The organism is Pseudomonas sp. BN417, assembly GCF_029871205.1.
Classification (GTDB): Bacteria; Pseudomonadota; Gammaproteobacteria; order Pseudomonadales; family Pseudomonadaceae; genus Metapseudomonas.
Genome location: NZ_SSOJ01000141.1, coordinates 139881 through 164077 on the forward strand (window position 1 = coordinate 139881; position 24197 = coordinate 164077).

24 protein-coding genes and 1 tRNA gene are annotated in these 24197 nt (G+C 66.2%); 13 read left to right on the plus strand and 12 right to left on the minus strand.

Annotation, left to right across the window (positions count from 1 at the left end; all coding sequences use genetic code 11):
• The 4 genes from E8F11_RS20620 to E8F11_RS20635 all read right to left on the minus strand — a co-directional run.
• A partial coding sequence (locus tag E8F11_RS20620) for an OprD family outer membrane porin (RefSeq protein WP_280290728.1) occupies positions 1-294 on the minus strand: 294 nt, incomplete at its 3' end.
• 105 nt (positions 295-399) lie between these two features.
• Positions 400-1266, minus strand: coding sequence for an MBL fold metallo-hydrolase (locus E8F11_RS20625; RefSeq protein ID WP_280290729.1), 867 nt, complete (start codon positions 1264-1266; stop codon positions 400-402).
• Positions 1267-1269: 3 nt separating this feature from the next.
• Positions 1270-2196: a pyridoxamine 5'-phosphate oxidase family protein gene (locus E8F11_RS20630; RefSeq protein ID WP_280290730.1), complete on the minus strand. Its 927-nt coding sequence runs from the start codon at positions 2194-2196 to the stop codon at positions 1270-1272.
• Between the two features lie 16 nt (positions 2197-2212).
• Entirely contained in the window at positions 2213-2803 is a 591-nt protein-coding gene (locus tag E8F11_RS20635; RefSeq protein ID WP_280290731.1) for a glutathione S-transferase family protein, read from the minus strand.
• Positions 2804-2960: 157 nt separating this feature from the next.
• On the opposite strand from E8F11_RS20635, the gene E8F11_RS20640 reads away from it, so the two are divergent.
• Both E8F11_RS20640 and E8F11_RS20645 read left to right on the plus strand, forming a co-directional pair.
• A complete protein-coding gene (locus tag E8F11_RS20640) occupies positions 2961-3518 on the plus strand; it encodes a TetR family transcriptional regulator (protein ID WP_280290732.1) in 558 nt (185 codons plus the stop codon).
• A 227-nt stretch (positions 3519-3745) separates the two neighbouring features.
• The gene (locus tag E8F11_RS20645; protein ID WP_280290733.1) at positions 3746-3985 is read left to right on the plus strand and encodes a glutaredoxin family protein; all 240 of its coding nucleotides are present in this window, start codon (positions 3746-3748) and stop codon (positions 3983-3985) included.
• 383 nt (positions 3986-4368) lie between these two features.
• On the opposite strand, the gene E8F11_RS20650 is transcribed toward E8F11_RS20645, so the two are convergent.
• From E8F11_RS20650 to mobA, 3 genes are all read right to left on the minus strand, one after another.
• Positions 4369-4445: transfer RNA gene (locus E8F11_RS20650), tRNA-Pro, on the minus strand.
• Positions 4446-4617: 172 nt separating this feature from the next.
• Positions 4618-4839, minus strand: a complete 222-nt coding sequence (locus tag E8F11_RS20655) for a YgdI/YgdR family lipoprotein (RefSeq protein ID WP_280290734.1) — start codon at positions 4837-4839, stop codon at positions 4618-4620.
• 80 nt (positions 4840-4919) lie between these two features.
• Entirely contained in the window at positions 4920-5507 is a 588-nt protein-coding gene (gene mobA, locus E8F11_RS20660; protein WP_280290735.1) for a molybdenum cofactor guanylyltransferase MobA, read from the minus strand.
• A 67-nt stretch (positions 5508-5574) separates the two neighbouring features.
• On the opposite strand from mobA, the gene moaB reads away from it, so the two are divergent.
• Both moaB and glp read left to right on the plus strand, forming a co-directional pair.
• Positions 5575-6114, plus strand: a complete 540-nt coding sequence (moaB, locus tag E8F11_RS20665) for a molybdenum cofactor biosynthesis protein B (protein ID WP_280290736.1) — start codon at positions 5575-5577, stop codon at positions 6112-6114.
• On the plus strand, positions 6111-7316 hold the full coding sequence (glp, locus tag E8F11_RS20670; RefSeq protein WP_280290737.1) for a gephyrin-like molybdotransferase Glp: 1206 nt from the start codon (positions 6111-6113) through the stop codon (positions 7314-7316). Before moaB ends, glp begins: the two co-directional genes overlap by 4 nt.
• A 137-nt stretch (positions 7317-7453) precedes the next feature.
• Here glp and E8F11_RS20675 read toward each other — a convergent pair whose 3' ends face one another.
• Positions 7454-8476, minus strand: a complete 1023-nt coding sequence (locus E8F11_RS20675; protein ID WP_280290738.1) for an AraC family transcriptional regulator — start codon at positions 8474-8476, stop codon at positions 7454-7456.
• Between the two features lie 126 nt (positions 8477-8602).
• Between E8F11_RS20675 and E8F11_RS20680 the strand changes: the two genes are divergently transcribed.
• The 3 genes from E8F11_RS20680 to E8F11_RS20690 are packed head-to-tail and all read left to right on the plus strand — an operon-like array spanning position 8603 to position 13359.
• Positions 8603-10198, plus strand: a complete 1596-nt coding sequence (locus E8F11_RS20680) for an FAD-binding oxidoreductase (protein WP_280290739.1) — start codon at positions 8603-8605, stop codon at positions 10196-10198.
• Positions 10199-10200: 2 nt separating this feature from the next.
• On the plus strand, positions 10201-11775 hold the full coding sequence (locus E8F11_RS20685; protein WP_280290740.1) for a glycerol-3-phosphate dehydrogenase/oxidase: 1575 nt from the start codon (positions 10201-10203) through the stop codon (positions 11773-11775).
• A 24-nt stretch (positions 11776-11799) separates the two neighbouring features.
• Positions 11800-13359, plus strand: a complete 1560-nt coding sequence (locus E8F11_RS20690) for an FGGY-family carbohydrate kinase (RefSeq protein WP_280290741.1) — start codon at positions 11800-11802, stop codon at positions 13357-13359.
• A 91-nt stretch (positions 13360-13450) separates the two neighbouring features.
• On the opposite strand, the gene E8F11_RS20695 is transcribed toward E8F11_RS20690, so the two are convergent.
• Positions 13451-14149, minus strand: coding sequence for a pirin family protein (locus tag E8F11_RS20695; protein ID WP_280290742.1), 699 nt, complete (start codon positions 14147-14149; stop codon positions 13451-13453).
• A gap of 209 nt (positions 14150-14358) precedes the next feature.
• Here E8F11_RS20695 and yegS point away from each other — a divergent pair, with 209 nt between their 5' ends.
• The 3 genes from yegS (at position 14359) to E8F11_RS20710 (ending at position 17188) form a co-directional block, all read left to right on the plus strand.
• Positions 14359-15258: a lipid kinase YegS gene (yegS, locus tag E8F11_RS20700; RefSeq protein WP_280290743.1), complete on the plus strand. Its 900-nt coding sequence runs from the start codon at positions 14359-14361 to the stop codon at positions 15256-15258.
• Positions 15259-15390: 132 nt separating this feature from the next.
• Positions 15391-16317 (plus strand): chemotaxis protein CheV, encoded by a 927-nt coding sequence (locus E8F11_RS20705; protein ID WP_280290744.1) that lies wholly within the window; start codon positions 15391-15393, stop codon positions 16315-16317.
• 67 nt (positions 16318-16384) lie between these two features.
• Entirely contained in the window at positions 16385-17188 is an 804-nt protein-coding gene (locus E8F11_RS20710) for an MOSC domain-containing protein (RefSeq protein ID WP_280290745.1), read from the plus strand.
• Between the two features lie 182 nt (positions 17189-17370).
• On the opposite strand, the gene E8F11_RS20715 is transcribed toward E8F11_RS20710, so the two are convergent.
• Entirely contained in the window at positions 17371-19305 is a 1935-nt protein-coding gene (locus tag E8F11_RS20715; RefSeq protein WP_280290746.1) for a transglycosylase SLT domain-containing protein, read from the minus strand.
• 185 nt (positions 19306-19490) lie between these two features.
• Here E8F11_RS20715 and E8F11_RS20720 point away from each other — a divergent pair, with 185 nt between their 5' ends.
• Complete coding sequence (locus E8F11_RS20720; protein WP_280290747.1) at positions 19491-21404, plus strand: ATP-binding cassette domain-containing protein; 1914 nt, start codon at positions 19491-19493, stop codon at positions 21402-21404.
• A 20-nt stretch (positions 21405-21424) separates the two neighbouring features.
• The gene (locus E8F11_RS20725) at positions 21425-22111 is read left to right on the plus strand and encodes a hypothetical protein (RefSeq protein ID WP_280290748.1); all 687 of its coding nucleotides are present in this window, start codon (positions 21425-21427) and stop codon (positions 22109-22111) included.
• A gap of 27 nt (positions 22112-22138) precedes the next feature.
• On the opposite strand, the gene E8F11_RS20730 is transcribed toward E8F11_RS20725, so the two are convergent.
• Entirely contained in the window at positions 22139-22579 is a 441-nt protein-coding gene (locus E8F11_RS20730; RefSeq protein WP_280290749.1) for a universal stress protein, read from the minus strand.
• A gap of 86 nt (positions 22580-22665) precedes the next feature.
• Between E8F11_RS20730 and E8F11_RS20735 the strand changes: the two genes are divergently transcribed.
• A complete protein-coding gene (locus tag E8F11_RS20735; protein WP_280290750.1) occupies positions 22666-23100 on the plus strand; it encodes a hypothetical protein in 435 nt (144 codons plus the stop codon).
• 43 nt (positions 23101-23143) lie between these two features.
• On the opposite strand, the gene E8F11_RS20740 is transcribed toward E8F11_RS20735, so the two are convergent.
• Positions 23144-23947: a hypothetical protein gene (locus E8F11_RS20740; RefSeq protein ID WP_280290751.1), complete on the minus strand. Its 804-nt coding sequence runs from the start codon at positions 23945-23947 to the stop codon at positions 23144-23146.
• Between the last annotated feature and the right edge of the window lie 250 nt (positions 23948-24197).

A 24197-nucleotide genomic window follows, 5' to 3' on the forward strand; every position in this document is an offset into this window, starting at 1 on the left:
GCGGTCGGGGCTGGAGTCGAGCTTGACGCCGAGCAGGCCGAGGGCATCGACGCCGACGCCGACCGTGCCTTCGGTAAAGCCGGATTCATAACGCAGGAGGAAACCCTGGGCCCACTCCTCGGCCTTGGACTGGGGCGCATTGTCCTGGCGGAAGTCGCGGTTGAAGTAGAAGTTGCGCAGTTCCAGGCTGGCCTTGCTGTCCTTGATGAACTCGGCCTGGGCGATGCCCGGCAGGGTGATACTGGCGCCAAGCGTGACCAGGGCCACGGCTTTGGCAAGCGAGGTCTTGCTCATTGTTATTGTCTCCTCGTGGGTTGCAGGTCGGTCGGGTCGTCCTGTTACAACGAGGTGACTAAAGCATTTCGTTACAGATTCCGCAGTTAGACGATGGTCGGCCGCTCACTGGATCCACTGCGGGTAGTAGCCGAGCTTGTCCTGCACACGGGCGTCGTGGGCCGGAATCACGGTGAGCCCGGGCTCGCGCTGCAGCAGCTCGTGGACCTTCTGCAACTGGGCGCGGGTGCCTTCGCGGTCGTTGTCCACCATGTTCCGGCTGATCCAGAACTTTTCCTTCGGTCCGGTGAAACCTTCCAGGCGCCAGCTGGCATCACCGGTGAAGAAGAAGCGGCGGCCATCTTCCAGCGTCACGAACAGGCCCACCGCGCCGGGTGTATGGCCGCCGAGGGGCACCAGCACCAGGCTGCGGTCACCGAAGAGGTCGAGGCTCTCCTCGAATCCCAGGAAGGGGATGGGCAGGAAGGTGAAGGGCCGCCACTTCACCCCATGGGCGAACTGGCTCGGCAGCACCGCCGGCGGTGCGGCGATCTCGGTGAACTCGATTTCCTCGTAGGGCGCCCAGACCGGCACCTCGGGGAAATCCACCAGCGCCGAAGCGTGGTCCCAGTGGGCATGGCTGAGGTAGATGCGATCGACGCGGATACCGTCGCGATCCAGTTGGTCGCGGGCCGGCGTGACCGCGCCGTACTTCATCAGTGGCTTGTCCCACCAGGGCATCTCCTTGTCGAACTGGCCGTCCACCTGGCGGCCCAGGCCGGTATCGAAGAGCAGGGTGGCAGCGTGGTGCTGGATCAGCACGGCCACGTGGTTGACGGTCACCTTCTCGGTCCATTTGCCATCGGCCAGAGTGAAGGCGTCCAGGGTCTCGGTCTGGGCGGTCTTCACCAGGGCGAAACGCAAGCCCTCGGCCTGGGCGGCGAGGCTGCAGGTGCCGAGCAGGACCAGCAGGAATAGCGAATGCAGGCGCATGGGTCAGTTTCCTTGGGGCAGGAAGGGGGAGGGCCGCGCTACATCGAAGCGCAACGGCAAACGGTTGCGGCGCAGGCGCCAGCGGCCGGGGGTGAGAGCCAGCAGGCGCTCGGCGCCGGGCAGCGCCGGCAAATCGACCTGCCCGGCCTGCTCCGGCCAGTAGAGTTGCGCGCGGGCTTCCAGGTGCAGCAGGTCGCCACTGTCGAAGTCCGCCCAGAGCAGACCGCAGCGGGGTTCCAGCAGCAGGTTGCCGAGGGTGTTGAACATCAGGTTGCCGCTGTAATCCGGCAGCCAGAGTTGGCCGTCCTCGCCCAGGTGCACGAAACCCGGTGCACCGCCCCGGTGGGAGATGTCCACGCCGCCGCTGTGGGGATCGAGATGCTGGCTGGCGATGAACAGGGTGTCGCTGCGCCGCACCAGCTCCAGCCAGCGCGGATCGAGGCCAACGCCCTGTTCCAGAGGGCCTGCCGGGCGAGCTTCCCAGCGCCAGTCGCGGGCCTGGATGTATTTCGGGCAGTTGCCGAAGGACTGCTGGACGGCGACGGTGAAACCTTCGCCGTCGCTCTCCACCAGCGGGCCGTTCATGCGATTGCGCCGCCGCGTCGGCAGCTCCAGGCCCAGCAGGCCGAGGCGTGCCTCGCTGTGCAGGTTGGCGGCCAATGGATCGTCCGCCTCGGGCCGGGCATTGACGCGCAGCAGGGTGGCTTCCGGAGAGCGAGCGAAGCCCGGCTTTCCCCAGAGCACCGAGGCCTGGGGCTGGCCATCCGCATCCAGGCTGCCCACCAGCAGCCAGGGCAACAGGGCGAAGAACTCGCGGTGCTGTTCCGGCATGTGGTCGCGGATCACCCGGCTGCCCACCGCCTCCAGTTGCTCGCGAACGCCAAGGCGAGTCTGGATGCTCTGCTCGCCAGGATGGAAGGGGCTGCTCATATGGCCTCCGGGCCCGTTACAGGCGGGGCAGTTCGTGGTAGCCAGGCAGGGCGTGGATGCGCGCGAACCAGGCCTGGAGATGGGGGTAGGGCGCCAGCGAAAGTCCGCCTTCTTCGGCCATGGCGAGATAGGGGTAGACCGCCACGTCGGCGATGCTCGGTTGCCCGCCCACCAGCCAGGTGCGGTCGGCCAGGTGCGCGTTCACCAGTTCCAGCACCTGGCGGCCCTTGGTCTGCGCGCCTTCGAGGTCGCCGGGGCGGCGGAACAGAAGGAACACCCTCGCCGAGGCGGGGCCCTGGTGCACTTCATTGGCGGCGTAGCTCAGCCAGCTGGCGACATGGGCCTGCTGCAGGGCGTCTTCGGGGAGCCAGGCGGGTGCGTAGCGCCGTGCCAGATAAACAAGTATGGCCTGGGAGTCGGCCACCGGCTGGCCCTGGTCCACCAGTACCGGCACCTGGCCGCGCGGGTTGATGGCAAGGAATTCCGGGCGTTTCTGCGCGCCGGCGGGCAGGTCGACATGCACCACCTCGGCCTGCTGGCCGATCAGGCCAAGGAACAGGCGCACCTTGTAGCAATTGCCGGAAAGGGGGAAGTCGTGGAGTTGCATGGCGGCGTCCTTTGTTGTGGGTTATGGTGTCGAATACTAGACAGACAGGTCTGTATATTTCAAGGCCATTTTCACCCGAATGTCGCCAGGGCCTGTGTGGCGCGGGTTTGAGCCGGCGCGGGCGGTTGCGCATAATGCGTCGGTCCAGGAGGTTCACATGGCTTCAAGCAAACGCGATCTGTTGATCGACACCGCCATCGCGCTGTTCTACCGCGACGGCTTCCATGCCACCGGCATCGACCGGATCCTCGCCGAGTCCGGGGTGGCGAAAATGACCCTCTACAAGCACTTCAAGTCCAAGGACGAACTGATCGAGGCGGCCTTGCAGCAACGCCTGGAGCCGAGCCGGCAACGCATGGCCTGGGCCTTGGATAACCTCTCGCCGAAGGCGGCGATCCTCGCTGTCTTCGACGGGCTGCAGGCGCTGATCCTCGACGGCGAGTTCTTCGGCTGCGCCTTCGTCAACGCCGCCGCCGAGTTCCATGACCGCGAGCACCCCATCCATCGTGTCGCCGCGAGCCACAAGGCCAACGCCGAGCGGCATTTCCGCATCGCCCTGGAACGCCTGGAAGTCGCCGAGCCCGAGCGCCTGGCGCGCCAGTTGCAGTACCTGATGGAAGGGGCCATCACCATGGCCCATATCCAGGGGCCGGGTGACCAGGCGCTGGAAGCCAAGGACGCGGCGGTCATCCTGTTGCGCGCCGCCGGCGCCTGAGCCTCGATCCACTGGTCGGGGCTGGCTCAAGTGCCTCGGCCTTCGGCCGCAACAGAGGGGACACCGTCGCCCGCGGCGCCGACCCGGCCCAGGTGGCCAAGGCCGAGACGCTCAACATGCGCCTGCTGGATGGCCTGCAACCCTTGCAGGACAAGGCCCAGGGGCATCCCCGGCAGCCTGACCGCGTGCTAGAATTCGCGCCTCGCTGATCTTCGAGGCGCGTCCCGATGCTTCCTGAATGCCAACTCTTCGGCACCCTTGGCTGTCACCTGTGCGAGGTGGCGGAAGGTGTGCTCATGCCCTTCGTCGAGCGCGGCCTGATGGTGGAGTTGGTGGATATCGCCGACCGGGAAGAGTGGGTCCAGGCCTACGGCCTGCGCATTCCCGTCCTGCGCCGTTGCGATAACGGCAGCGAACTGGGCTGGCCCTTCGATGCGACCGCGGTGGCGTCCTTCCTTTCCAGCTGAGCGCCTTCGCGGGTTGGTGCTGAGCGTAGCGAAGCCCAACATCGCCCGTTGGGCCTCGCAGGTTCGGCGCCGACCTACGGACTTGCCCTGAGCGGCGCCTTTCGCGCGGCCGCGAACAGATGGCTGGCGTCTGACAGCGACAGGTGTCCCGCGCACAGCCGCCACGAAGCGCATGCAGCAAAAAAGCGCCCGCATAAGCTTGGGCGCTTGTGCGCCTCCTTTAGGCCAAGGTCGGCCACGGGATTGACCGTGACGTGCGGACTTGCGCTAACCGCTGGCAGGCAAGGCTATCGACCAGGGCAGGGGAGAAGGCGGGATTGGGTGTTCAGGCACAAATCGCAGGCAATAAAAAACCCGCCTTTTAAGGCGGGTTTTTCGGGATTTGGTCGGAGCGACTGGATTCGAACCAGCGACCTTCTCGTCCCGAACGAGACGCGCTACCAAGCTGCGCTACGCTCCGTTGTGTGGCGCGCATTCTACAGAAAACTTTTTGGTCTACAAGGGGTTAGCGAAAAATTTTTTGATTTTTTTGCGCTGCGATGAGGGCAAGGGCGAGAGGCTGCGAACGGCGCGGGGTTGGCGGGGGAGGCAAGGGCCCGCTCCGCTGGAGAAACGGGAGCGGGCCGCGAGGATCACAGTTCCTTGATGGTACGGACCTGGTCCTTGTTCACCTTGGCCTGTTTGCCGTCGAGTTGTTCGAACTGGTAGAAGCCGGTGTCCTCGTCGTATTCGGGAGTGTCCACGACCTGAAGCTCGCGCCCGTCATTGAGGGTGATCACGCTCGGCGAGGAGCAGCCGGCGAGAGTGATAAGACCCATTGCGAGCAGGAAAGCGGGGACTATCCGCTGGTTCATTTGTCATCTCCTTAGATGATTACGCTGGTTGTACGACGTTTCTGACGAGAGACATCCGTCCAAAGTTCCAGCGAACCGGTTCAATTCTTCGGCTGGTAATCGCCCAGCAGTTGGGGCGTATTGATATTGGCCAGGCGCGGATCGCCTTCGGGGCAGTCCACCGCCACCGGGTCGAGTTGGCGCAAAATGCGTTGTGGGCTGCGTTCTCCTGCCCGCCAGCCGGCGTCCAGGGCGGGTAGCAAGGCGCGGGGCAGGACGCAGAACAGCGGCTCCCAGAATTTTCCCTGGCGCAGCATGACGGGCCGCCCGCAGGCGGCTTGCAGCAGGCTGTCGATCAGCGCGTCATCCACCAGCGGCGCGTCGCAGGGCAGGACCAGCACCTGCTCGTGGCGGGCCACCGCCAGGCCGGCGCGGATGCCGGCGAGCGGGCCGGGGTAGTCCGGGCTGTCGTCCTGCACCAGTTGGTCGGCCCAGGCGGCGTAACGCTCGGCATTGCGGTTGCAGGAGATGATCAGGTCGTCGGTGTAGGGGCGCACGCGCTCGTGCAGCCAGGCGATCAATGGCCGGCCCTGCCACTCCAGCAGGCCCTTGTCGCGGCCGCCCATGCGCTGCCCGCGACCGCCGGAAAGCAGCAGGATAGAGCAGGGCGGCAATGGCGTGTCGGACATGGCACGGTCTCCGGGGCGGCGCTGTGATATAACACCGGGCATTCACTCTAACAACTGGAAGCCTGCCATGAGTCACAAGGCCGAGGCGGTATTCGTGCCGCTCAATATCGCCGTTCTTACCGTCAGTGATACCCGCAGCCTGGAGACCGACACCTCCGGCCAGCTGTTCGTCGACCGCCTCACCGCGGCTGGCCACAACCTGGCCGCACGGGTGCTGTTGAAGGACGACCTGTACAAGATCCGCGCCCAGGTCGCCACCTGGATCGCCGACGACAGCGTGCAGGTGGTGCTGATCACCGGCGGCACCGGCTTCACCGGCCGTGACAGCACCCCCGAGGCAGTCAGCTGCCTGCTGGACAAGCAGGTCGAAGGCTTCGGTGAGTACTTCCGGCAGATTTCCGTGGCCGATATCGGCACTTCGACCATGCAGTCCCGCGCCCTGGCCGGGCTGGCGAATGGCACCCTGGTGTGCTGCCTGCCGGGCTCCACCAATGCCTGCCGCACCGCCTGGGATGGCATCTTCGCCGAGCAGTTGGACAACCGTCATCGTCCCTGCAATTTCGTCCCGCACCTGAAGCAGGCCGAGGCCTGCGAGAGCCGCGGATGAGCGGCCCCGGCCTGATGCCGGTGGAAGACGCCCTGGCGCGCCTGCTGGCGCTGGCCGAGGCGGCGCCCATCGAGGCCATCGAACGCGTCGCCCTGGCCGAGGCCGATGGCCGCGTGCTGGCCGAACCGCTGGTGGCCGGCCTGGACCTGCCGCCCTGGGACAACAGCGCCATGGACGGTTATGCGTTGCGCCTGGCCGACTGGCAGGGCGAGCCGCTATCGGTGAGCCAACGCATCCTCGCCGGCAGCGCGCCGCAGCCGCTGCAGCCGGGCACCTGCGCGCGCATCTTCACCGGCGCGCCGCTGCCCCAAGGCGCGGATGTGGTGGAGATGCAGGAGAACGTCGAGGTCCTGGCCGATGGCCGGGTGCGGTTGCTCGAATCCCTCAAGGCCGGACAGAACGTGCGCCCCCGTGGCCAGGAAACCCATACCGGTGAATCCGTGCTGCCCGCCGGCACCCGCCTGGGCCCCATCGAAATGGGCCTGTGCGCGTCCCTGGGGGCCGCCGAACTCAGTGTGCGCCGCCGGCCCCTGGTGGCGGTCCTCTCCACTGGCGACGAGCTGGTGCCGCCGGGTCAGCCCCTGGGGCCGGGGCAGATTTACAACAGCAACCGCAGCCTGCTGATCGCCTGGCTCAAGCGTCTCGGCTGCGCGGTCGTGGATGCCGGCATCCTCGCCGACGATCTGGAGCTGACCCGCCAGGCCCTGGCCGGGCTGGCGGAGGTGGACCTGATCCTTTCCACCGGCGGTGTCTCGGTAGGCGAGGCGGACTTCCTCGGTGCGGCCCTGCGCGAGGAAGGCGAACTGGCGCTGTGGAAGCTGGCGATCAAACCGGGCAAGCCGCTGACCTTCGGGCATTTCCGAGGGGTGCCGGTGATCGGCCTGCCGGGCAACCCGGCCTCCACCCTGGTGACCTTCGGCTTGCTGGCACGTCCCTATCTGCTGCGCCGCCTCGGAGTGGTGGAGGTGGAACCGCTGGGATTCGCGGTGCCTGCCGGCTTCACCTGGAAGAAGCCGGGCAATCGCCGGGAGTATCTGCGCGCGCGGCTGGAGAACGGCCGCGCGGTGATCTACCCGAACCAGAGCTCCGGCGTGCTGCGCAGCGCGGCCTGGGCCGAGGGGCTGGTGGAGGTGCTGGAGGGCACCACGCTGGCCGAGGGGGATAGCCTGCGGTTCATTCCGTTGAGTGAGTTGCAAGCTTAGCAACTGCGAGGCATCTGCCTCTCCTTGTGGGGGCGAATTCATTCGCTGAGGGCAGCGCAGCTGCCCCGTGCAAGCCTCTAGGCAGGACTGCGTCCTGCTTAGCGATTGAAATCGCCCCCACAGGTCTGTTCCTGCCCTCAACCCTGCCGCTTCGCCTCGCGGTACTCCCCCGGCGTCTGCCCGGTCCAGGCCTTGAAGCTGCGGTGGAAGGAGCGGGACTCGGTGAAACCCAGGTAGCAGGCGATGTCCTGGATCGGCAGGTCGCTACGCAGGAGGTAGTGCTCGGCCAACTCGCGGCGCAGCTCGTCGAGTATCTGCTGATAGCTGGTGCCGGCTTGTTGCAGGTGACGCTGCAGGGTGCGAACCGTCATGTGGAATTTCTCCGCCACCCTTTCCTTGCGTGGCAGGCCGTCCTTCATCAGCAGGCGCAGGGCGTTCTTCACGCGCTGCGGCAGCGGTTCGTCGTTGTCCAGCCCGGCCATCAGCGCCAGCGCGTGTTCTTCCAGGGTGCGCAGCAGGTTGGCGTCGGCCTGGCGCAGGGGCACGGCCAGGTAATCCAGGGGCACCAGCAGGGCGTTGCAGGGTTGCTCGAAGCGCACCGGGCAGCCGAACACCTCTTCGTAGTCCTCCATTCGCGTCGCCTCGGGCTGGGCGTGTTCGAACCAGACCTCCTGCGGCGAGCGCTGCATGTCGGCGATCCAGCGTGCGTATAGCAGCCAGGAAGCCAGCACGTTCTCCACCATATGGCGGCGGATGGCCGGGTCCTGGTGGCGGCAGCTCCAGATCATCCGCACCAGATCACCCTCCGCCTCCATGCGGCTCACGCCCATGTCGCCCACCAGTTTCTCGTAGGGCGCGATGCGGCTCATGGCCTCGCCCAGGGTGGCGCAGTTCATGGTGATGTAGCCCAGCACGCTCCAGGAACCCGGCTGCACGTAGCGCGCCGAATGCAAGCCGAACAAGGCATCGCCGGATTCGCGGATCAGGTGGCCGAGCAGGCGTTCATGGGCTTCGCTGGGCAAGCGCCGGCCGTTGTCCGCCAGGTCCGCGGCGCGGATGCCGGCGGCAGCGAGGGTGGCGGCCTGGTCGAGGCCCAACTGTTCGGCATGGCGCAGGTATTTAAGGAGGGCGGGAACCGAGGTATAGCCGAGCGAGTGCATGTGTTTTCTTGTTATGTCCTGATTGGCGAAGGCCACTGTCCCGATTCGACAGTGACGCCCTTTGGCGGCTGGCTAGTATAGGCAACCATCGAAAGCCTTCGAAACAACCCGAACAAGGAGAATGGCATGCGACGCTGGAACGGCTGGGGTGATGAGGCAACGGTGGTGGAGTTGCCCGCCCATGGAGCGGCTTTCCTGGCCGAACGTATAGGCGCCGGCCAGCCCCTGGCCGATGCCGGCCTGCAGCAGGTGCTGGGGCGGGTGCCGGCCTCGCGGCTGGATGCCCATCCGCTGATCAGCCTGGATGCCGAGCTCCGTGTGCGCCACGCCCGTGGCCAGAGCCTGCCGGACTGGCTGGCGATGCGCGAGGGCGAGTTCGGCCAGTTCCCCGATGGCGTCGCATTTCCGGAAACCCCGGAGCAGATCCGTGAACTGCTGGTCCTGGCCGCCGAACGCGACCTGGTGCTGATCCCTTACGGCGGCGGCACGTCGGTGGCGGGGCATATCAATCCCCAGGCCGGCGAGCGGCCGGTGCTGACCCTTTCCCTGGAGCGCATGAACCGCCTCCTCGAACTGGATGAAGAAAGCCTCATCGCCACCTTCGGCCCAGGCGCCAGCGGTCCGCAGGTGGAAAGCCAGTTGCGTGCCCGTGGCTACACCCTGGGCCATTTCCCGCAGTCCTGGGAGCTGTCCACTCTGGGCGGATGGGTTGCCAGCCGTTCCAGCGGCCAGCAGTCGCTGCGCTATGGCCGCATCGAGCAGCTGTTCGCGGGCGGCACCCTGGAAACCTTCGCCGGGCCCATGGCACTGCCCACCTTCCCGGCTTCCGCGGCGGGCCCTGACCTGCGCGAGCTGGTGCTGGGCTCGGAAGGGCGCTTCGGGGTCATATCCGAGGTGCGGGTGCGGGTCAGCCGACTGGCCGAGCAGGAGTCGTTCTACGCAGTCTTCATGCCCAGCTGGGAACAGGCGCTCAAGGGCATCCGCAGCTTGGCCCAGGCGCGCGTGCCGCTGTCGATGCTGCGCTTGTCCAACGCCATCGAAACCGAGACCCAGCTGGCCCTGGCCGGCCACCCGGGACAGATCGCCCTGCTGGAAAAGTACCTGGCCTTGCGCGGTGCCGCTGCAGGCAAGTGCATGCTGACTTTCGGCGTCACCGGCAGCCGCACCCAGAATGCCGCCTCGCTGAAGCAGGCCCGGCGCCTGCTGAAGGGCTTCGGCGGCGTCTTCACCGGCACCCTGCTGGGCCGGAAGTGGGCGGAGAACCGCTTCCGCTTCCCCTACCTGCGTCACGGCCTGTGGAGCGCCGGCTACGTGGTGGACACCCTGGAAACCGCCACCGACTGGGTCAACGTCGACAACCTCCTTGGGCGAGTCGAGGAGAGCCTGCGCAATGGCCTGGCGGAGGAGGGCGAGCGGGTGCACGTGTTCACCCACCTGTCCCACGTCTACGGCGAGGGTTCGAGCATCTACACCACCTACGTCTACCGGCCCGGCGGCAGCTACGCCGAGGCCCTGGCGCGCTGGCGCAAGTTGAAGACGGCCGCCAGCGAGGTGATCGCCCACAACCGCGGCACCATCAGCCACCAGCATGGCGTCGGCCGCGACCACGCGCCCTGGCTGCCGGTCGAGAAGGGGCCGCTGGGCATGGCCGCCTTGCGAACCCTCGCGCGGCATTTCGACCCCGAGGGGCGCCTGGCCCCCGGCGTGCTGCTCGAGGACTGACGATGAGCAAATGGAATGCCGACTGGCGCGCCGCGGCGTTGCCCGAGCTGGCCAGCCGCGACTGGGATCTGATAGTCGTCGGCGGTGGTATCTGCGGCGCCGGCATCCTCCGGGAAGCGGCGCGCCGGGGTTGGAAATGCCTGCTGCTGGAGCAGCGGGATTTCGCCTGGGGCACTTCCAGTCGCTCCTCGAAGATGGTCCATGGCGGCCTGCGCTATATCGCCAAGGGCCAGTTCGGCCTGACCCGCGCCTCGGTGCGCGAGCGCCAGCGCCTGCTGGCCGAGGCGCCGGGACTGGTGGAGCCCTTGAGCTTCGTCATGCCCCATCGCGGCGGCTTCCCGGGGCCCAAGGTATTCGGCGGCCTGCTGGCGCTATACGACGCCCTGGCCGGGCGACGCAATCATCTCTATTACCCGCTGCAGCAACTGCGCTATATGGTTCCCGGTCTGACTGAGGATGGTTTGCAAGGCGGTACGCGCTTCTTCGACGCGGTCACCGACGATGCCCGGCTGGTGCTGCGGGTGCTGGGCGAGGCCCGGGCCGAAGGCGGCGAAGCGCTGAACGGCATGCGCGTGCTGGCGTTGCGGCGGGAACAGGGCAAGGTCACCGGCCTGGAGGCCGAGGACGTGGAAAGCGGTCGGCGCTTCAGCTTTCGCGCCAGATCCGTGGCCCTGGCCACCGGCGCCTGGGCCGACCGGCTGCGCAATGTCCAGGGCTCGGAGCATATCCGCCCACTGCGCGGTAGCCATCTGCTGCTGCCGGGCTGGCGCCTGCCGCTGGCCCACGCCATCAGCTTCATGCACCCGGCCGACGGGCGCCCGGTGTTCGTCTTCCCCTGGGAGGGCGCGACGGTGATCGGCACCACCGACCTCGACCACGAGGACGGGCTGGACCAGGACGCGCGCATCAGCGAGGCGGAAGTGGAGTACCTGCTGGCCGCCTGCACCCTGCAGTTCCCGTCTGCTGGAATCGGGCGCGACGATGTGCTGTCCACCTGGGCGGGCGTGCGTCCGGTAGTGGGCGACGGAGAGGCGCGGCGCAAGCCATCGGATGAGAAGCGTGAGCATGTCCTCTGGGTGGAGCCTGGCTGCGTGACCCTGGCCGGCGGCAAGCTGACCACCTTCCGCTTGTTGGCCCTGGAAGTACTGCAAGCCTGCGCCGCCTTCGTCGGCCGCAGCCTGGAGGATCACGGCGGCGCGGTCTTCGCGCCCTGCGAGTCGTCGGCTATGCCCGGGCTTTCGCCCGGCCAGCGGCTGCGCCTGGCGGGCCGCCATGGACGCGCCCAGGCCGAGCTGGCGCGTTGGGTCGGATTGCTGGGCAATGAGCGGGTCGGCGCCACCGATACCCTCTGGGCCGAACTGGCCTGGGCCGCGGAGGGCGAACTGGTGCTGCACCTGGACGACCTGCTGCTGCGCCGCACTCGGCTCGGCCTCCTGCTGCCCGGGGGCGCCCGTGCTGAACTGCCGCGCATCCGCGCCCTGTGCCAGCCGCTGCTGGGTTGGGACGATGCCCATTGGGCCCGGGAAGAGGCCTCCTACCTGGCGCTCTGGCAGCGCTGCTACAGCCTGCCGGCCTGACTAGAACAAGAACAAGGACGCATCGTGAGCGAAAAGAGCTATCTGCTGGCCATCGACAACGGCACCCAGAGCGTGCGGGCCCTGTTGTTCGACCTGGAGGGCAACCTGGTCGGCAAGGGCAAGGTGCCGCTCGAGGCCTACTATTCCAGGCAGCCCGGCTGGGCGGAGCAGGACCCCGAGTACTACTGGGAATGCCTGGGTGAAGCCTGCCGCCTGCTCTGGGCGTCGGTGGACATCGACCGCCGGCTGATTCGCGGCGTGTCCCTTACCACCCAGCGTGGCACGGTGATCAATGTAGATGAACAGGGCAAGGCTCTACGCCCGGCCATTCTCTGGCTGGACCAGCGCCAGGCCGAGTTGCAAGGGCGTATCAAGGGGCCCTGGGGCTGGCTGTTCAAGGCCATCGGCCTCGAATCCACGGTGGACTACTTCCGCGCCCAGGCCGAGGCCAATTGGGTGGCGCAAAACCAGCCCGGGATCTGGGCACGGACTCACAAGGTGCTATTGCTCTCCGGTTTCATCAGCCATCGCCTGTGCGGCCGCTTCGTTGATTCGGTGGCCTGCCAGGTCGCCTACCTGCCCTTCGACTACAAGCGCCTGAAATGGGCCGCGCCGCGGGACTGGAAATGGCAGTCCATGCCGGTCCGCCGCGAGCAGTTGCCGGAGCTGTTCAAGCCCGGTGAGCGCCTGGGCAGCATTACCGCCGAGGCCAGCCGCCATACCGGGATTCCGGAAGGTCTGCCGCTGATCGCCGCCGGCGCCGACAAGGCCTGCGAGGTGCTCGGCGCCGGTGGGGTGGAGCCCAGTGTCGCCTGCCTGTCCTACGGCACCACGGCGACCATCAACACCACCCGGCGCAAGTATCTGGAAACCATTCCGCTGATTCCGCCCTATCCGGCGGCCATTCCCGACCATTTCAATACCGAGGTGATGATCTACCGGGGCTTCTGGATGGTCAGCTGGTTCAAGCAGGAGTTCGGCCTGCGCGAGATGCAGCGGGCGCAGGAGTTGGGCGTGGAGCCGGAGGCATTGTTCGACGAACTGGTGAACAGCGTGCCTCCGGGCTCCATGGGGCTGATGCTGCAACCCTACTGGTCACCGGGCATCCGCGAGCCGGGGCTTGAGGCCAAGGGCTCGATCATCGGTTTTGGCGACGTGCATACCCGTGCGCATATCTACCGCGCCATTCTCGAAGGCCTGGCCTACGCCCTGCGCCAGGGCAAGGAGCAGATCGAGAAACGCTCCGGCACGGCCATCACCCGACTGCGGGTGTCGGGCGGCGGTTCGCAGAGCGATGCGGCCATGCAGCTGACCGCGGACATCTTCGGTCTGCCGGCGGAGCGGCCCCATGTCTACGAAACCTCGGGCCTGGGGGCGGCCATCGATTGCGCGGTAGGCCTGGGCCTGCACCCGGACTTCCCGACCGCAATCCGCGCCATGACGCGGGTGGGGCAGGTGTTCCAGCCCGACCCGCAGGCGCAGCGGACCTACGAGCGGTTGTATCGAGAGGTCTACCAGGGGATGTACAAGCAGCTGCGGCCGCTGTACCGGAAGATCCGGGAGATTACCGGCTATCCGGCGTAAGGCTGGGTAGGCATCGAGGGTTTTGTGGGAGCGAATTCATTCGCGAATAAATTCGCTCCCACAACAGGGGACCCCAAGTGGGGTCCGGCACTCAGGCCACATCCACCAGGACGATTTCACTGTCCTCGCTGGCGGTGAAGCTGAGGACTTCCACATCCTGCACCGCCACGCCGTCGCGGGCCTCGGCGGCGATGCCGTTGACTTCGTAACGCCCGGTGGCGGCGACCAGGTAGGCCTTGCGACCCTTCTCCAGGCGGTACTCGGCGCTCTGGCCGGCCTTGAGCGTGGCGGCTGCCAGCCGTGCGTTGGCGCGGATATGCAGGGCGTCGGTGCCCTCATCTATGCCGCTGGCCAGGGTCACGAAGCTGCCGGCGCGCTCGCCCCTGGGGAACGGCCGGGCACCCCAGGAGGGCGCGGCGCCATACTCGGTGGGCATGATCCAGATCTGGAAGATCTTGGTGGTCGTGTCCTCCAGGTTGTACTCGCTGTGGGCGATGCCGGTGCCCGCACTCATCACCTGGACGTCGCCGGCCTCGGTGCGGCCCTTGTTGCCCAGGTTGTCCTGGTGGGTGATGGCACCTTCGCGGACGTAGGTGATGATCTCCATGTCCTGGTGCGGGTGCGCCGGAAAGCCGGAGTGGGGCGCGATCTCATCGTCGTTCCAGACGCGCAGCTGGCCCCAGCTCATCCGCTGGTTGTCGTAGTAGCCGGCGAAGGAGAAGTGGTGGCGGGCATTGAGCCAGCCGTGGTGAGCACCACCCAGTTCGGCGAAGGGGCGTACTTCGATCATGTTCGAGTCTCCTGTCTGCTCGCGGAGGGGCTTCTCCGGGAGGAATGGGCTGCATGATCAATCATCATATAACCCTGTAAAAGCGCAATATGTGCGGCTTTCATATCTTCTATTTCGATAGATTAATTGGCGGACGGCCAGGCGATGACGCCATTCCGGCAAGGGCGCGGTCCTATACTCGGGCGAATCCGGATCAGATGGAGGTGAGCATGGGGGAGCGCAAGGCTTTGCTGATCCTGCATGGCAAGCAGGCCACCAATGACGAGGTGCGTGCGGCAGTGCAGGCGCGCCGTGCCGCGGGTTGGGACCTGGCGGTACGGGTTACCTGGGAGAGCGGGGACGCCCGTCGCCTGGTGGACGAAGCCCTGGCCGCGGGCTACCGGACCCTGATCGCCGGGGGCGGTGACGGGACCCTGCGCGAGGTGGCCGAGGCCATGGCCCGGGCCGGGAACGACGCCAGCCTGGTGCTGCTGCCCCTGGGCACCGCCAATGATTTCGCCCGCGCGGCGGGCATTCCCCTGGAGCCTGATGCAGCATTGGCGCTGCTCGAAGCGGAGCCTTTGGCCATCGACCTGGGAGACGCCGATGGCCATCTCTTCCTCAATATGGTCACCGGCGGCTTCGGCTCGAAGATTACCGCCAATACCTCCGAAGACCTGAAGAGGGTGCTCGGAGGCGCGGCCTATTTCCTGACCGGCCTGACTCACTTCGCCGAAGTGCATTCGGCCTTCGGTCGCTTTCACGGTCCGGGTTTCGACTGGGAAGGTGACTTCCTCGCCCTGGGTATCGGCAACGGCCGCCAGGCGGGCGGTGGTCATCCCCTGTGTCCGCAGGCGACGGTGAACGACGGGCTGCTCGAGCTGTGCATCGTCCCTGCGCCCCAGGACGTGACAGGCACCCTGACCACGCTGCTGTCGGGCGGCATTCTCGGTCTGGAAGCGGTGTCCATCTGTGCGCGGCTGCCCTGGGTGGACGTGGCTGCGCCCGAAGGGCTGGACCTCAACCTTGATGGCGAGCCCCTGGAAAGCACCAACTTGCGTATCGCCACACGGGAGCGGGCGCTGCGGGTGCACCTGCCGGTGGACTCGCCGCTGTTGCTGCCGGCCTGAGCGCCGGGGTGCTGGCGTCATGGGATTGGCTACGAAATGATGGCTCAGTGATATCTATTCAGTTTCCCGGTTTCCTGCCGACAAGCTGCCATGGCAGTCCGCCCCCATCGCATTCGCAGCAGAGGAAGTCCCATGGCCGGTATTCTCGACACAGTCGACCAACGCACCCAGCTGGTGGGTGAGAACCGGCTGGAAATCCTCATGTTCCGCCTGAGCGGCCGCCAACTCTTCGCCATCAACGTGTTCAAGGTGCAGGAAGTGCTGCAGTTGCCGAAGCTGACCCTGATCCCCCAGCGCCACCCGGTGGTGTGCGGCGTGGTCAACCTGCGCGGCCAGACCCTGCCGGTGATCGACCTGTCCCAGGCCGTCGGCATGCGCCCGCTGGTGCCGGATGAGCGCAGCACTATCATCGTCACCGAGTACAACCGCTCGGTGCAGGCTTTCCTGGTCGGTGGCGTGGACCGCATCCTCAACCTCAACTGGGAGTCCATCATGCCGCCGCCCGGTGGCGCGGGCCGCCAGCACTACCTGACCGCCATCACCAAGGTGGACGAGCAGATCGTGGAAATCATCGACGTCGAGAAGGTCCTGGCCGAGATCGTGCCCATGAGCACCCGCGTATCCGCCGACCGCCTGGACAACCCGCTGCTGCAGATGGCGGTGGGCCGCGAGGTGCTGCTGGTGGATGACTCCACGGTTGCCCTGACCCAGCTGCGGGAAACCCTCTCGCAACTGGGCATGCGCATGCATATGGCCAGCGACGGCCTGAAGGCGCTGAAAATGCTGAAGGCCTGGGCGGACCGCGGCGAGGACATGACCGAGAAGCTGCTGATGGTCTTCACCGATGCGGAAATGCCGGAAATGGACGGCTACCGCCTGACCACCGAGATTCGCAACGACCCGCGCCTGCGCAATCTCTACGTGGTGCTGCACACCTCGCTTTCCGGCAGCTTCAACGACGCGATGGTGAAGAAGGTCGGCTGCGACAACTTCCTCTCCAAGTTCCAGCCGGATAAGTTGGTGGACGTGGTGCTGGACCGCTTGCAACGGGACCGCTGAACTTGAGCTGAAGGCCTGCGGCTGCGTATAAGGGGGCTTTGCTCGAACGCCCATCAGGAAGCTGGCCATGTTGCGTCTCTCGTCCCTTTATCGTTTCCCCATGAAGTCCGCAACTGGCGAAAGCCTGCAGCAGGCCCGCCTCGACGGCCTGGGTCTCGAGGGCGATCGCCGCTGGATGCTGGTGGATGCCGAGAACGGCCGATTCCTGACCCAGCGAGCGTATTCGCGGATGTCCCAGCTGTCGGCACGCTGGAACGAATCCGGTGGGCTGACCCTGAGCACCGAAGGCATGCCGACGTTGCAGGTGCCGCTGCCGGAGCCCGATGCCAACCTGCGCGGTGCCTTTGTCTGGGGTGCCTCCATGTTCGTGCCGGATGCCGGCGACGAAGCGGCGGAATGGCTCAGCGGCTTCCTCGGCAAGGCCTGTCGCCTGGTGCATGTGCCGGAGCACCGCGCGCGGGACATTCCCGGCAGCCTGCTGCCCGAGGAAAAGGTGGGCTTCGCCGATGGCTTCCCGTTGTTGCTGATCGGCCAGGCCTCCCTCGATGACCTGAGCGGGCGGGTAGGACGGCCCCTGGAAATGCTGCGCTTCCGTCCGAACCTGGTGGTGGAGGGCAGCGACCCGTACGCCGAGGACGGCTGGAAGCGCATTCGTATCGGCGGCATCGAGTTCAGCGTGGCCAAGGGCTGCAGCCGTTGCATCCTCACCACCATCGACCCGGCCACAGGCGATCGCAGCACCGACCGCGAACCGCTTACCACCCTCAAGACCTACCGCGAGCGCGAGGGCGAGGTGTATTTCGGCCAGAACCTGATCAACCGCGGCACCGGCGTGCTGGAAGTGGGGATGGAGGTCGAGGTGCTGGAGTGAGGCATTGGCGCGGAGTTTTTCGGTGGGCTGAAGCCCACCCTACGCACTGGAGTAACGGGATGGCGCACCCGATGCCGTAGCCCGGATGCAATCCGGGACTGGACCTTCCCGGATTGCATCCGGGCTACGCGGGCCGCGAAGGGCAATGAAGAAGGGCGCTATCGGCGCCCTTTTTTCATTCATCACTGATCGTCGAAATACCGCTCATGCCAGTCCACCAGCGGTTGCGGGGCGTTGAGCTTGTGCCCGTAGATCACCGAGTAGGACAGCACGTTCTGCACGTATTGGCGGGTCTCGTCGAAGGGGATGGTTTCCACCCAGACATCGAACGACAGGTGATTGGCGCCGCGCAGCCACTGGCGCACACGGCCGGGGCCGGCGTTGTAGGCGGCGGAGGCCAGCACGCGGTTGCCGTTGAATTGGCCGTGCACCTGGCTCAGGTAGGCGGCGCCGAGCTGGATGTTGACGTTGGGGTTGAGCACCTGCTGCGGGGAAGACAGCGGGATGCCGAACTTGCGCGAGGTTTCCTTGGCGGTGGCCGGCATCAGCTGCATCAGGCCCATGGCGCCGACACCGGAGCGGGCGTCGGCCATGAAGGCGCTTTCCTGGCGGGTGATGGCGAACACCCAGCTCGAATGCAGGCCGCGCACCTTGGCTTGCTGGGTCAGGGCGGAGCGATGGGCCATGGGGAAACGGATGTCCAGGTCGTCCCAATACTGGGCCTGGCTGATGGTGCGGATGGCCGGGAAATACCATTGCATGTCGTAGGCCAGCTTGGCCTGCGCCACCATCTCGTCGCGGTTGAACAGACGGCTGACGTGGTACCACTCACGGCGGCCATTGACGATCTCGCCGCGGTCGTGGAATTCCAGGGCGCGGCGGATGCCGGCGGTGTTGCGTACCTTCTGCATCACCTTGGGGTCCAGCGCCAGCGGCTTGTTGTTCAGCTGGTAGGGCGCCTGGATACGGTCGGCGGCGAGGAAGCCGTAGAAATCCCGTTCGCGGGCCACCGGCTGGTAGAGCGGGATCGGCTGCTGGCTCTGTGGCTGGGCCAGTTGCAGGCTGCGGGCCTGCCAGTAGCGCCAGCGGTTGGTCTTGGCCAGCTCCTCGGGCATGCGCTGGGTCAGTTGGTAGGCGTCCTGCCACTGACCGAGGCGCAGCAGCAGGCGGGCGCGCCACTCGCTGACGGTGTTGTCGCGCAGCTCGGGATCGTACTGGGTCATCACCTGTAGGGCGCGGGAATCGAATCGCTTGGCCAGAGTCAGGCCGATCTCGCGGGCAATGGCCACCTTCTCGCTCTTGGAGAAGGGCAGGCGGGTGGCATAGACGTCCAGCAGGCTCAGGGCCTTCTCCGGTTCCTGGCGCGCCAGGCGGCGCAGGCCGAGACCGACGGCATCGGCCATGTGCCGGTCGGCGGGGGTGAAACGTCCGGTCTGGCTGAGCAGCTGGGGCTTCTGCGCCACCTCCACCATGAGTTGTCCCTGGGCGCCCAGGCGCGGCATGGTCTTCACCAGGTGCTTGGCCAGGCCATAGTTGCGTGCCTCGGCCGCCAGCTTGGCGCGTTTCCAGCGCAGCTCCTCGGTCAACTGGCCCTGCGCACTCCACATGCCGAAGAGCACGTCGCAGGCTTCAGGTTGCGACTTGCCCACCAGCCAGAGCTTCTTCGCCGTGGCGTAGCCCTCGGTCTTCATGCCGTGCTTGAGCTGGTACTGGCCGAAGAGGCAGTCCAGTTCGGTGAAATTGAGCTTGGGGTCGTAATAGTTGACGAAGGTCTTCCATTCACCGCGCTCGGCGAGCCAGCGCAACCAGCGCAGCTTCATCCAGCCCGCCTGAGGCAGGTCGCCGTGTTCGGCGAGGAATTTCTCGATCTCTTCGTTGCTCGCCCATTTCAGACGGGCGGTCAACTCGTCGTAGGCGAGATAGGGCTCCAGCGGATAGTCGCGCAGGGCATTGGCATAGCGGCGGTAGGGGCCGGTATCGCCCTTGGCCAGGGCGCGCTTGGCCTCGTCGTACATCGATCGTTGCTGGGCGAGTGGCACCGAGGCGGCCTGGGCGGCTTCCAGGCCGACCGTGGAAAGGAGCAAACAGGAAAACAGGCTGAGCAGACGACCGCGCATGACACTTCCGGGGGCAGGTATATCGTTGTGGATGCTCCATTCCGGGCATCGAATAGGTTCTAGCTTAGCCGTTAGCCAAGGGCGGTGAAAGCATTGCGCCAGCCAGCGAAATCGGCGGTAAAAAATGCCCGAGAGACGGTCCGGCAAACCGGGTAGAATGCGCGCCCTGATTCCGGAGGCCCCCCATGACACTGCTCAAGTTCACCGACGTATCCCTCGCCTACGGCGCCATGCCGCTGCTGGATAAGGTGTCCTGGCAGATCGCCCGCGGCGAGCGGGTGTGCATCATCGGCCGCAACGGCACTGGCAAGTCCAGCCTGCTGCGCCTGGTCAAGGGCGACCAGTTCGCCGACGACGGCGAGATCTGGCGTGCACCGGCGTTGAAGATCGGCGAATTGCCGCAGGAGCTGCCGCCCGCTGACGATCGCACCGTGTTCGACGTGGTGGCCGAGGGGCTGGCGGGGGTCGGTGCGCTGCTCGCCGAGTTCCACCACCTCAGCCAGCACATCCAGTCCGATTCCGACCTGACCAAGCTGACCCGCGTCCAGCAGGAGCTCGAGGCCCGCGACGGCTGGCGCCTGCAGCAGCTGGTGGACAGCACCCTGAGCCGCCTGCAATTGCCGGCGGACAAGACCCTCGCCGAGCTGTCCGGCGGTTGGCGACGCCGCGTGCTGCTGGCCCAGGCCCTGGTGGCCGAGCCCGATCTGCTGCTGCTCGACGAGCCGACCAACCACCTGGACATCGGCGCCATCGCCTGGCTGGAAGAGGCACTGCTGGGCTTCAACGGCGCCGTGCTGTTCATCACCCACGACCGTTCCTTCCTGCAGAACCTGGCCACGCGCATCCTCGAACTGGACCGCGGCAACCTGATCGACTGGAACGGCGACTACGCCAGCTTCCTGGTGCACAAGGAGCAGCAGCTGGCGGCGGAAGAGACGGCCAACGCGCTGTTCGACAAGCGCCTGGCCCAGGAAGAAGTGTGGATCCGCCAGGGCATCAAGGCCCGCCGCACCCGCAATGAAGGCCGGGTGCGCGCGCTGAAGGAAATGCGCCGCGAGCGTTCCGAGCGTCGCGAGCGCCAGGGCAAGGCCAGCTTCCAGCTGGAGACGGCGGAGAAGTCCGGCAAGCAGGTGATGGTGGCGGAGAACGTCAGCTTTGCCCATCCGGGTGGCGAGCCACTGATCCGCGATTTCAACCTGGTGCTGCAGCGTTCCGACCGCATCGGCTTGCTCGGCGCCAACGGCACCGGCAAGACCACCCTGCTCAAGCTGCTGCTCGGCGATCTCCAGCCCACCGGTGGCGCCATCGAGGTGGGCACTCGCCTCGAAGTGGCGTATTTCGACCAGCTGCGTCACCAGCTCGACCTGGAAAAGACCGTGATCGACAACCTCGCCGAAGGCCGCGAGTTCATCACCATCGATGGTCAGAACCGCCATGTGCTGAGCTACCTCGGCGACTTCCTGTTCAGCCCGCAGCGTGCCCGCACACCGGTGAAGGCGCTGTCCGGCGGCGAACGGGCACGCCTGTTGCTGGCCAAGCTGTTCAGCAAGCCGGCGAACCTGCTGGTGCTGGACGAACCGACCAACGACCTGGACGTGGAAACCCTGGAACTGCTCGAAGAAGTGCTGCTCAGCTTCCCCGGCACCGTGCTGATGGTCAGCCACGACCGGGCCTTCCTCGACAACGTGGTCACCAGCACCCTGGTGTTCGAAGGCCAGGGCCGGGTACGCGAATACGTCGGCGGCTACCAGGACTGGTTGCGCCAGGGCGGCTCGCCGCGCCTGCTGGGTGTGGGCGACAGCCGCGAGAGCAAGCCTGAGGCGCCAAAAGCCGCCGAACCGGTACCCGTGGTCCAGGCGGCCCCGGCAGAGACGCAGAAGAAGAAACTGAGCTACAAGCTGCAGCGTGAGCTCGAGGCTATTCCCGGTCAGATCGAAGCCCTGGAGGCGGAGCAGGCCAAGGTGCAGGAAGAGATCTCCGCGCCAGCCTTCTACCAGCGTCCGGCGGAGGAGACCCGTGCGGTACTGGAGCGTCTGGATGGTGTGCAGAAGGAACTGGACCGCCTGATCGAGCGCTGGGCGGAGCTGGAAGACAGTTGAGGAAGTGAGCCGGAGAGCCCATGGCCATCGAATACCGCATCACCCTGGATGACCTGCACGAGTTCAGCTATCGCATCGAGCTGGATCGTGAATACGGCCCGGAGCGAGCCGTGGCCGCGCCGAATTGGACGCGCCTCGAACACCAGCAGTGCAGCAACTGCCCATTCAGCCGGGAGGCCCACAGCCACTGTCCGGCCGCGGTGGACCTGCACCGGGTGATCGAGGATTTCCAGGGCTTGCCAGCCTTCAAGAAGGTGCAGGTGTGGGTGAGGACCCCGGAGCGCGAGTACGCCAAGTCGGTGGGATTGGAAGAGGGCTTGCGGGCCCTGCTGGGGGTGATCATGGCCACCAGCGCCTGCCCGGTACTGGGCAAGCTCAAGCCGATGGCCCAGCAGCACCTGCCGTTTGCCAGCAATCAGGAGTTCATCCTGCGGGCGGTGTCGCTCTACCTGTCGCGGCAGTACTTCAACTTCCGAGAAGGGCGTCATGCGGACTGGGAGCTGAAAGGGCTGGTGCGGTTGTTCCAGCAGCTGCAGCTGGTGAACCAGGCCTTCTGGCAGCGCATCCACGATACCTGCGAAGGAGATTCGAACCTCAAGGCCTTCCTGACCTTCTTCTCCATGGCCTCCAGCATGACCTACTCGCTGGAAACCCAGTTGCAGAAGATCCGTCCCCTGGTAATGAGCGCTGGCGAAGGCTTCGACTGAAGCCAGCGCCGGCGCGTTTCACGGGTGCTATTCGGATTTCTTCAGACGTACCGCCAGCACGTCGCAGGGCGCACCGTGCAGTACATCGTTGGCGGTCGATCCGAGTAGCAGAGCGAGGCCGTGGCGGCCATGGCTGCCGACCACGATCAGGTCGCAGCCCTGTTCCTCGGCCAGGCGGTGGATTTCCTGGCGCGGCTGGCCGTAGGCCAGGTGGCGCTGATCGGCATGCAATTCGGAGTAGATGCCGGCGAAGGCCTGCAGCCGTTCGCGGGCCTGTTCGAACTGCTGTTGCTGCAGCATCGAGAGGTCCATGGGTACGTCACCACCGAAGGCCATGGCCATGGGTTCGACAATGTGCACCAGCGACAGCTTGGCATTGCTGCCTTGGGCCAGCGCCTGGGCACGACGCACCACCGGGTGGCATTCATCGGTCAGGTCGACAGCGACCAGAATGTGCTGGTAGGGCATGGGTGACTCCTCCTTAAGGTTACGCATGATCACAAGTATGGCTGTCCGCAACATTTAACACAGGCTTTTGCGCAGGGATTACCTTTATGACCCTCTGGATCGTCCTCTTGCTCCTCCTGGCGGCGCTCAGCCCGCTGGTCTGGCTGGTTCCGTCGAAGGGACAGCGGGGCCGCATGGAACTGCGCCTGCAGGCGCGGCGAATGGGGCTGGCCATGCAGTTGTCGCGCCAGGACTGGCCCCACTGGCTGGCCCAGGAGCCGCCGCATTCCTGCGCCCAGTACCACCGGCCACGGCTGCGCGGGCATGAAGCCTGGTGCTACTGGCAGAGCGAGCCGGGACATTGGGTGAACCAGTGGCGCGAGCCGTGCGAGGATGCGGCCGTCCTGGCTCACCTGGCTGGGTTGCCGAAGGATGTCTACAAGGTCGAGGCAAGTTCGCAGATGATCGCCCTCTACTGGGGGGAGCGCGGCACGCCGGAGGACCTCCAGCGCATCGCCGACACGCTCAAGGCGCTGGCCTGAGGGGCGGCGCGACGGGCCTGCCGTCGCGCCGCTCGCCGCGGGGTCAGCTCTGGGCTGCCGAGTAGCGGGCGGAAACGTCCTCGAGACCGTCGATGATGCGATCCGAGTACTTGTTGATGAGGAAAGGCACGCTTTTCTCGTTGTAGTTCTTCAGCGATTTCTCGATGTAGCGCCATTTGGTGCTGATGCCATCCAGCGCCTGGCGGATTTCCGGGGTGTTCTGCGGCGCCTGCTCCAGGCTCGCCAGCTGGGAGGCGAAGTCGCTGGCCAGCTCGTCGATGGCCTTGCCGCCGCTGCCGCCCATGAAACTGCCGCCTACCGAGGCGCTGCGCGACGCGTAGTCGACCGCTATGGTCTGCATCAGCAGGCTTTGGTCCCGGCTGCGCTGGGTCAGTGGCGGCACCTGGGCGGCGCCTTCCTGCTGGATCTTGGCGTAAAGCGCGTTGCAGAGTTCCATCAGGCGTTTGTTGCGGTCGGTCAGGTCCGCCACCGGTTGCAGGTCGGTGAAGCCCGCCTGCTTGAGCGCGGTGACCAGTCCGGACAGCTCGCCATGGTAGTCCTGCCACTCCTGCGTCAACTGCGCGCTCAGGGCCTTGGAGGCTTCGCCGGGCATCTTGCCCAGTTCCTTGAGGCGGGCGTCGGCCTGCTGCACCGACTCGTCAATCATGCGCGCATAGCGCTGGTCGCCTTCCATGCCGTTGTACATATAGAAGTCGCCGAGGCTGCGCTGGGCGGCCAGGCGCATCTGGTGCAGCTTGAGGAGGCTGTCTGCCGGGGCGGACTCGGTGGCGAAGGCGGAAAGGGTAAGCAGTGTGCTCAGCAGAATGGCAAGCAAGCGGCTCGTCATTGGTGCTACTCCGTGGGCCATTGGCCTCGATTGTTGTTGTTCTGTGACTCGGCGCCCGGTACGGGGCGAGTCGGCACGAATGTACCTGTGGGGAGGGCAATTTGCCAGCGTCTCCCGGGAGGTACCGCGGGCCAGCCAACGGGGCCGTGATGGGGTGCCATAGCCGTAGCGAATAGTGCTGCAGCTCCCTCCGCGACTTGCCGCGAGCCCAGCAGCAGAGCCTTCGGATCGTGGCCGGCCGGTCACGTTG

Coding starts and splice junctions, on each gene's coding strand:
- mobA (WP_280290735.1), bottom strand. CDS start 5,507: ATGTCCGACACGCCATTGCCGCCCTGCTCTATCCTGCTGCTTTCCGGC.
- E8F11_RS20715 (WP_280290746.1), bottom strand. CDS start 19,305: ATGCGCGGTCGTCTGCTCAGCCTGTTTTCCTGTTTGCTCCTTTCCACG.
- E8F11_RS20695 (WP_280290742.1), bottom strand. CDS start 14,149: ATGATCGAAGTACGCCCCTTCGCCGAACTGGGTGGTGCTCACCACGGC.
- E8F11_RS20635 (WP_280290731.1), bottom strand. CDS start 2,803: ATGCAACTCCACGACTTCCCCCTTTCCGGCAATTGCTACAAGGTGCGC.
- E8F11_RS20710 (WP_280290745.1), top strand. CDS start 16,385: ATGTTGCGTCTCTCGTCCCTTTATCGTTTCCCCATGAAGTCCGCAACT.
- E8F11_RS20685 (WP_280290740.1), top strand. CDS start 10,201: ATGAGCAAATGGAATGCCGACTGGCGCGCCGCGGCGTTGCCCGAGCTG.
- E8F11_RS20675 (WP_280290738.1), bottom strand. CDS start 8,476: ATGCACTCGCTCGGCTATACCTCGGTTCCCGCCCTCCTTAAATACCTG.
- E8F11_RS20720 (WP_280290747.1), top strand. CDS start 19,491: ATGACACTGCTCAAGTTCACCGACGTATCCCTCGCCTACGGCGCCATG.
- E8F11_RS20740 (WP_280290751.1), bottom strand. CDS start 23,947: ATGACGAGCCGCTTGCTTGCCATTCTGCTGAGCACACTGCTTACCCTT.
- E8F11_RS20645 (WP_280290733.1), top strand. CDS start 3,746: ATGCTTCCTGAATGCCAACTCTTCGGCACCCTTGGCTGTCACCTGTGC.
- E8F11_RS20625 (WP_280290729.1), bottom strand. CDS start 1,266: ATGCGCCTGCATTCGCTATTCCTGCTGGTCCTGCTCGGCACCTGCAGC.
- E8F11_RS20655 (WP_280290734.1), bottom strand. CDS start 4,839: ATGAACCAGCGGATAGTCCCCGCTTTCCTGCTCGCAATGGGTCTTATC.
- glp (WP_280290737.1), top strand. CDS start 6,111: ATGAGCGGCCCCGGCCTGATGCCGGTGGAAGACGCCCTGGCGCGCCTG.
- E8F11_RS20630 (WP_280290730.1), bottom strand. CDS start 2,196: ATGAGCAGCCCCTTCCATCCTGGCGAGCAGAGCATCCAGACTCGCCTT.
- E8F11_RS20735 (WP_280290750.1), top strand. CDS start 22,666: ATGACCCTCTGGATCGTCCTCTTGCTCCTCCTGGCGGCGCTCAGCCCG.
- E8F11_RS20640 (WP_280290732.1), top strand. CDS start 2,961: ATGGCTTCAAGCAAACGCGATCTGTTGATCGACACCGCCATCGCGCTG.
- E8F11_RS20725 (WP_280290748.1), top strand. CDS start 21,425: ATGGCCATCGAATACCGCATCACCCTGGATGACCTGCACGAGTTCAGC.
- E8F11_RS20680 (WP_280290739.1), top strand. CDS start 8,603: ATGCGACGCTGGAACGGCTGGGGTGATGAGGCAACGGTGGTGGAGTTG.
- moaB (WP_280290736.1), top strand. CDS start 5,575: ATGAGTCACAAGGCCGAGGCGGTATTCGTGCCGCTCAATATCGCCGTT.
- E8F11_RS20705 (WP_280290744.1), top strand. CDS start 15,391: ATGGCCGGTATTCTCGACACAGTCGACCAACGCACCCAGCTGGTGGGT.
- yegS (WP_280290743.1), top strand. CDS start 14,359: ATGGGGGAGCGCAAGGCTTTGCTGATCCTGCATGGCAAGCAGGCCACC.
- E8F11_RS20730 (WP_280290749.1), bottom strand. CDS start 22,579: ATGCCCTACCAGCACATTCTGGTCGCTGTCGACCTGACCGATGAATGC.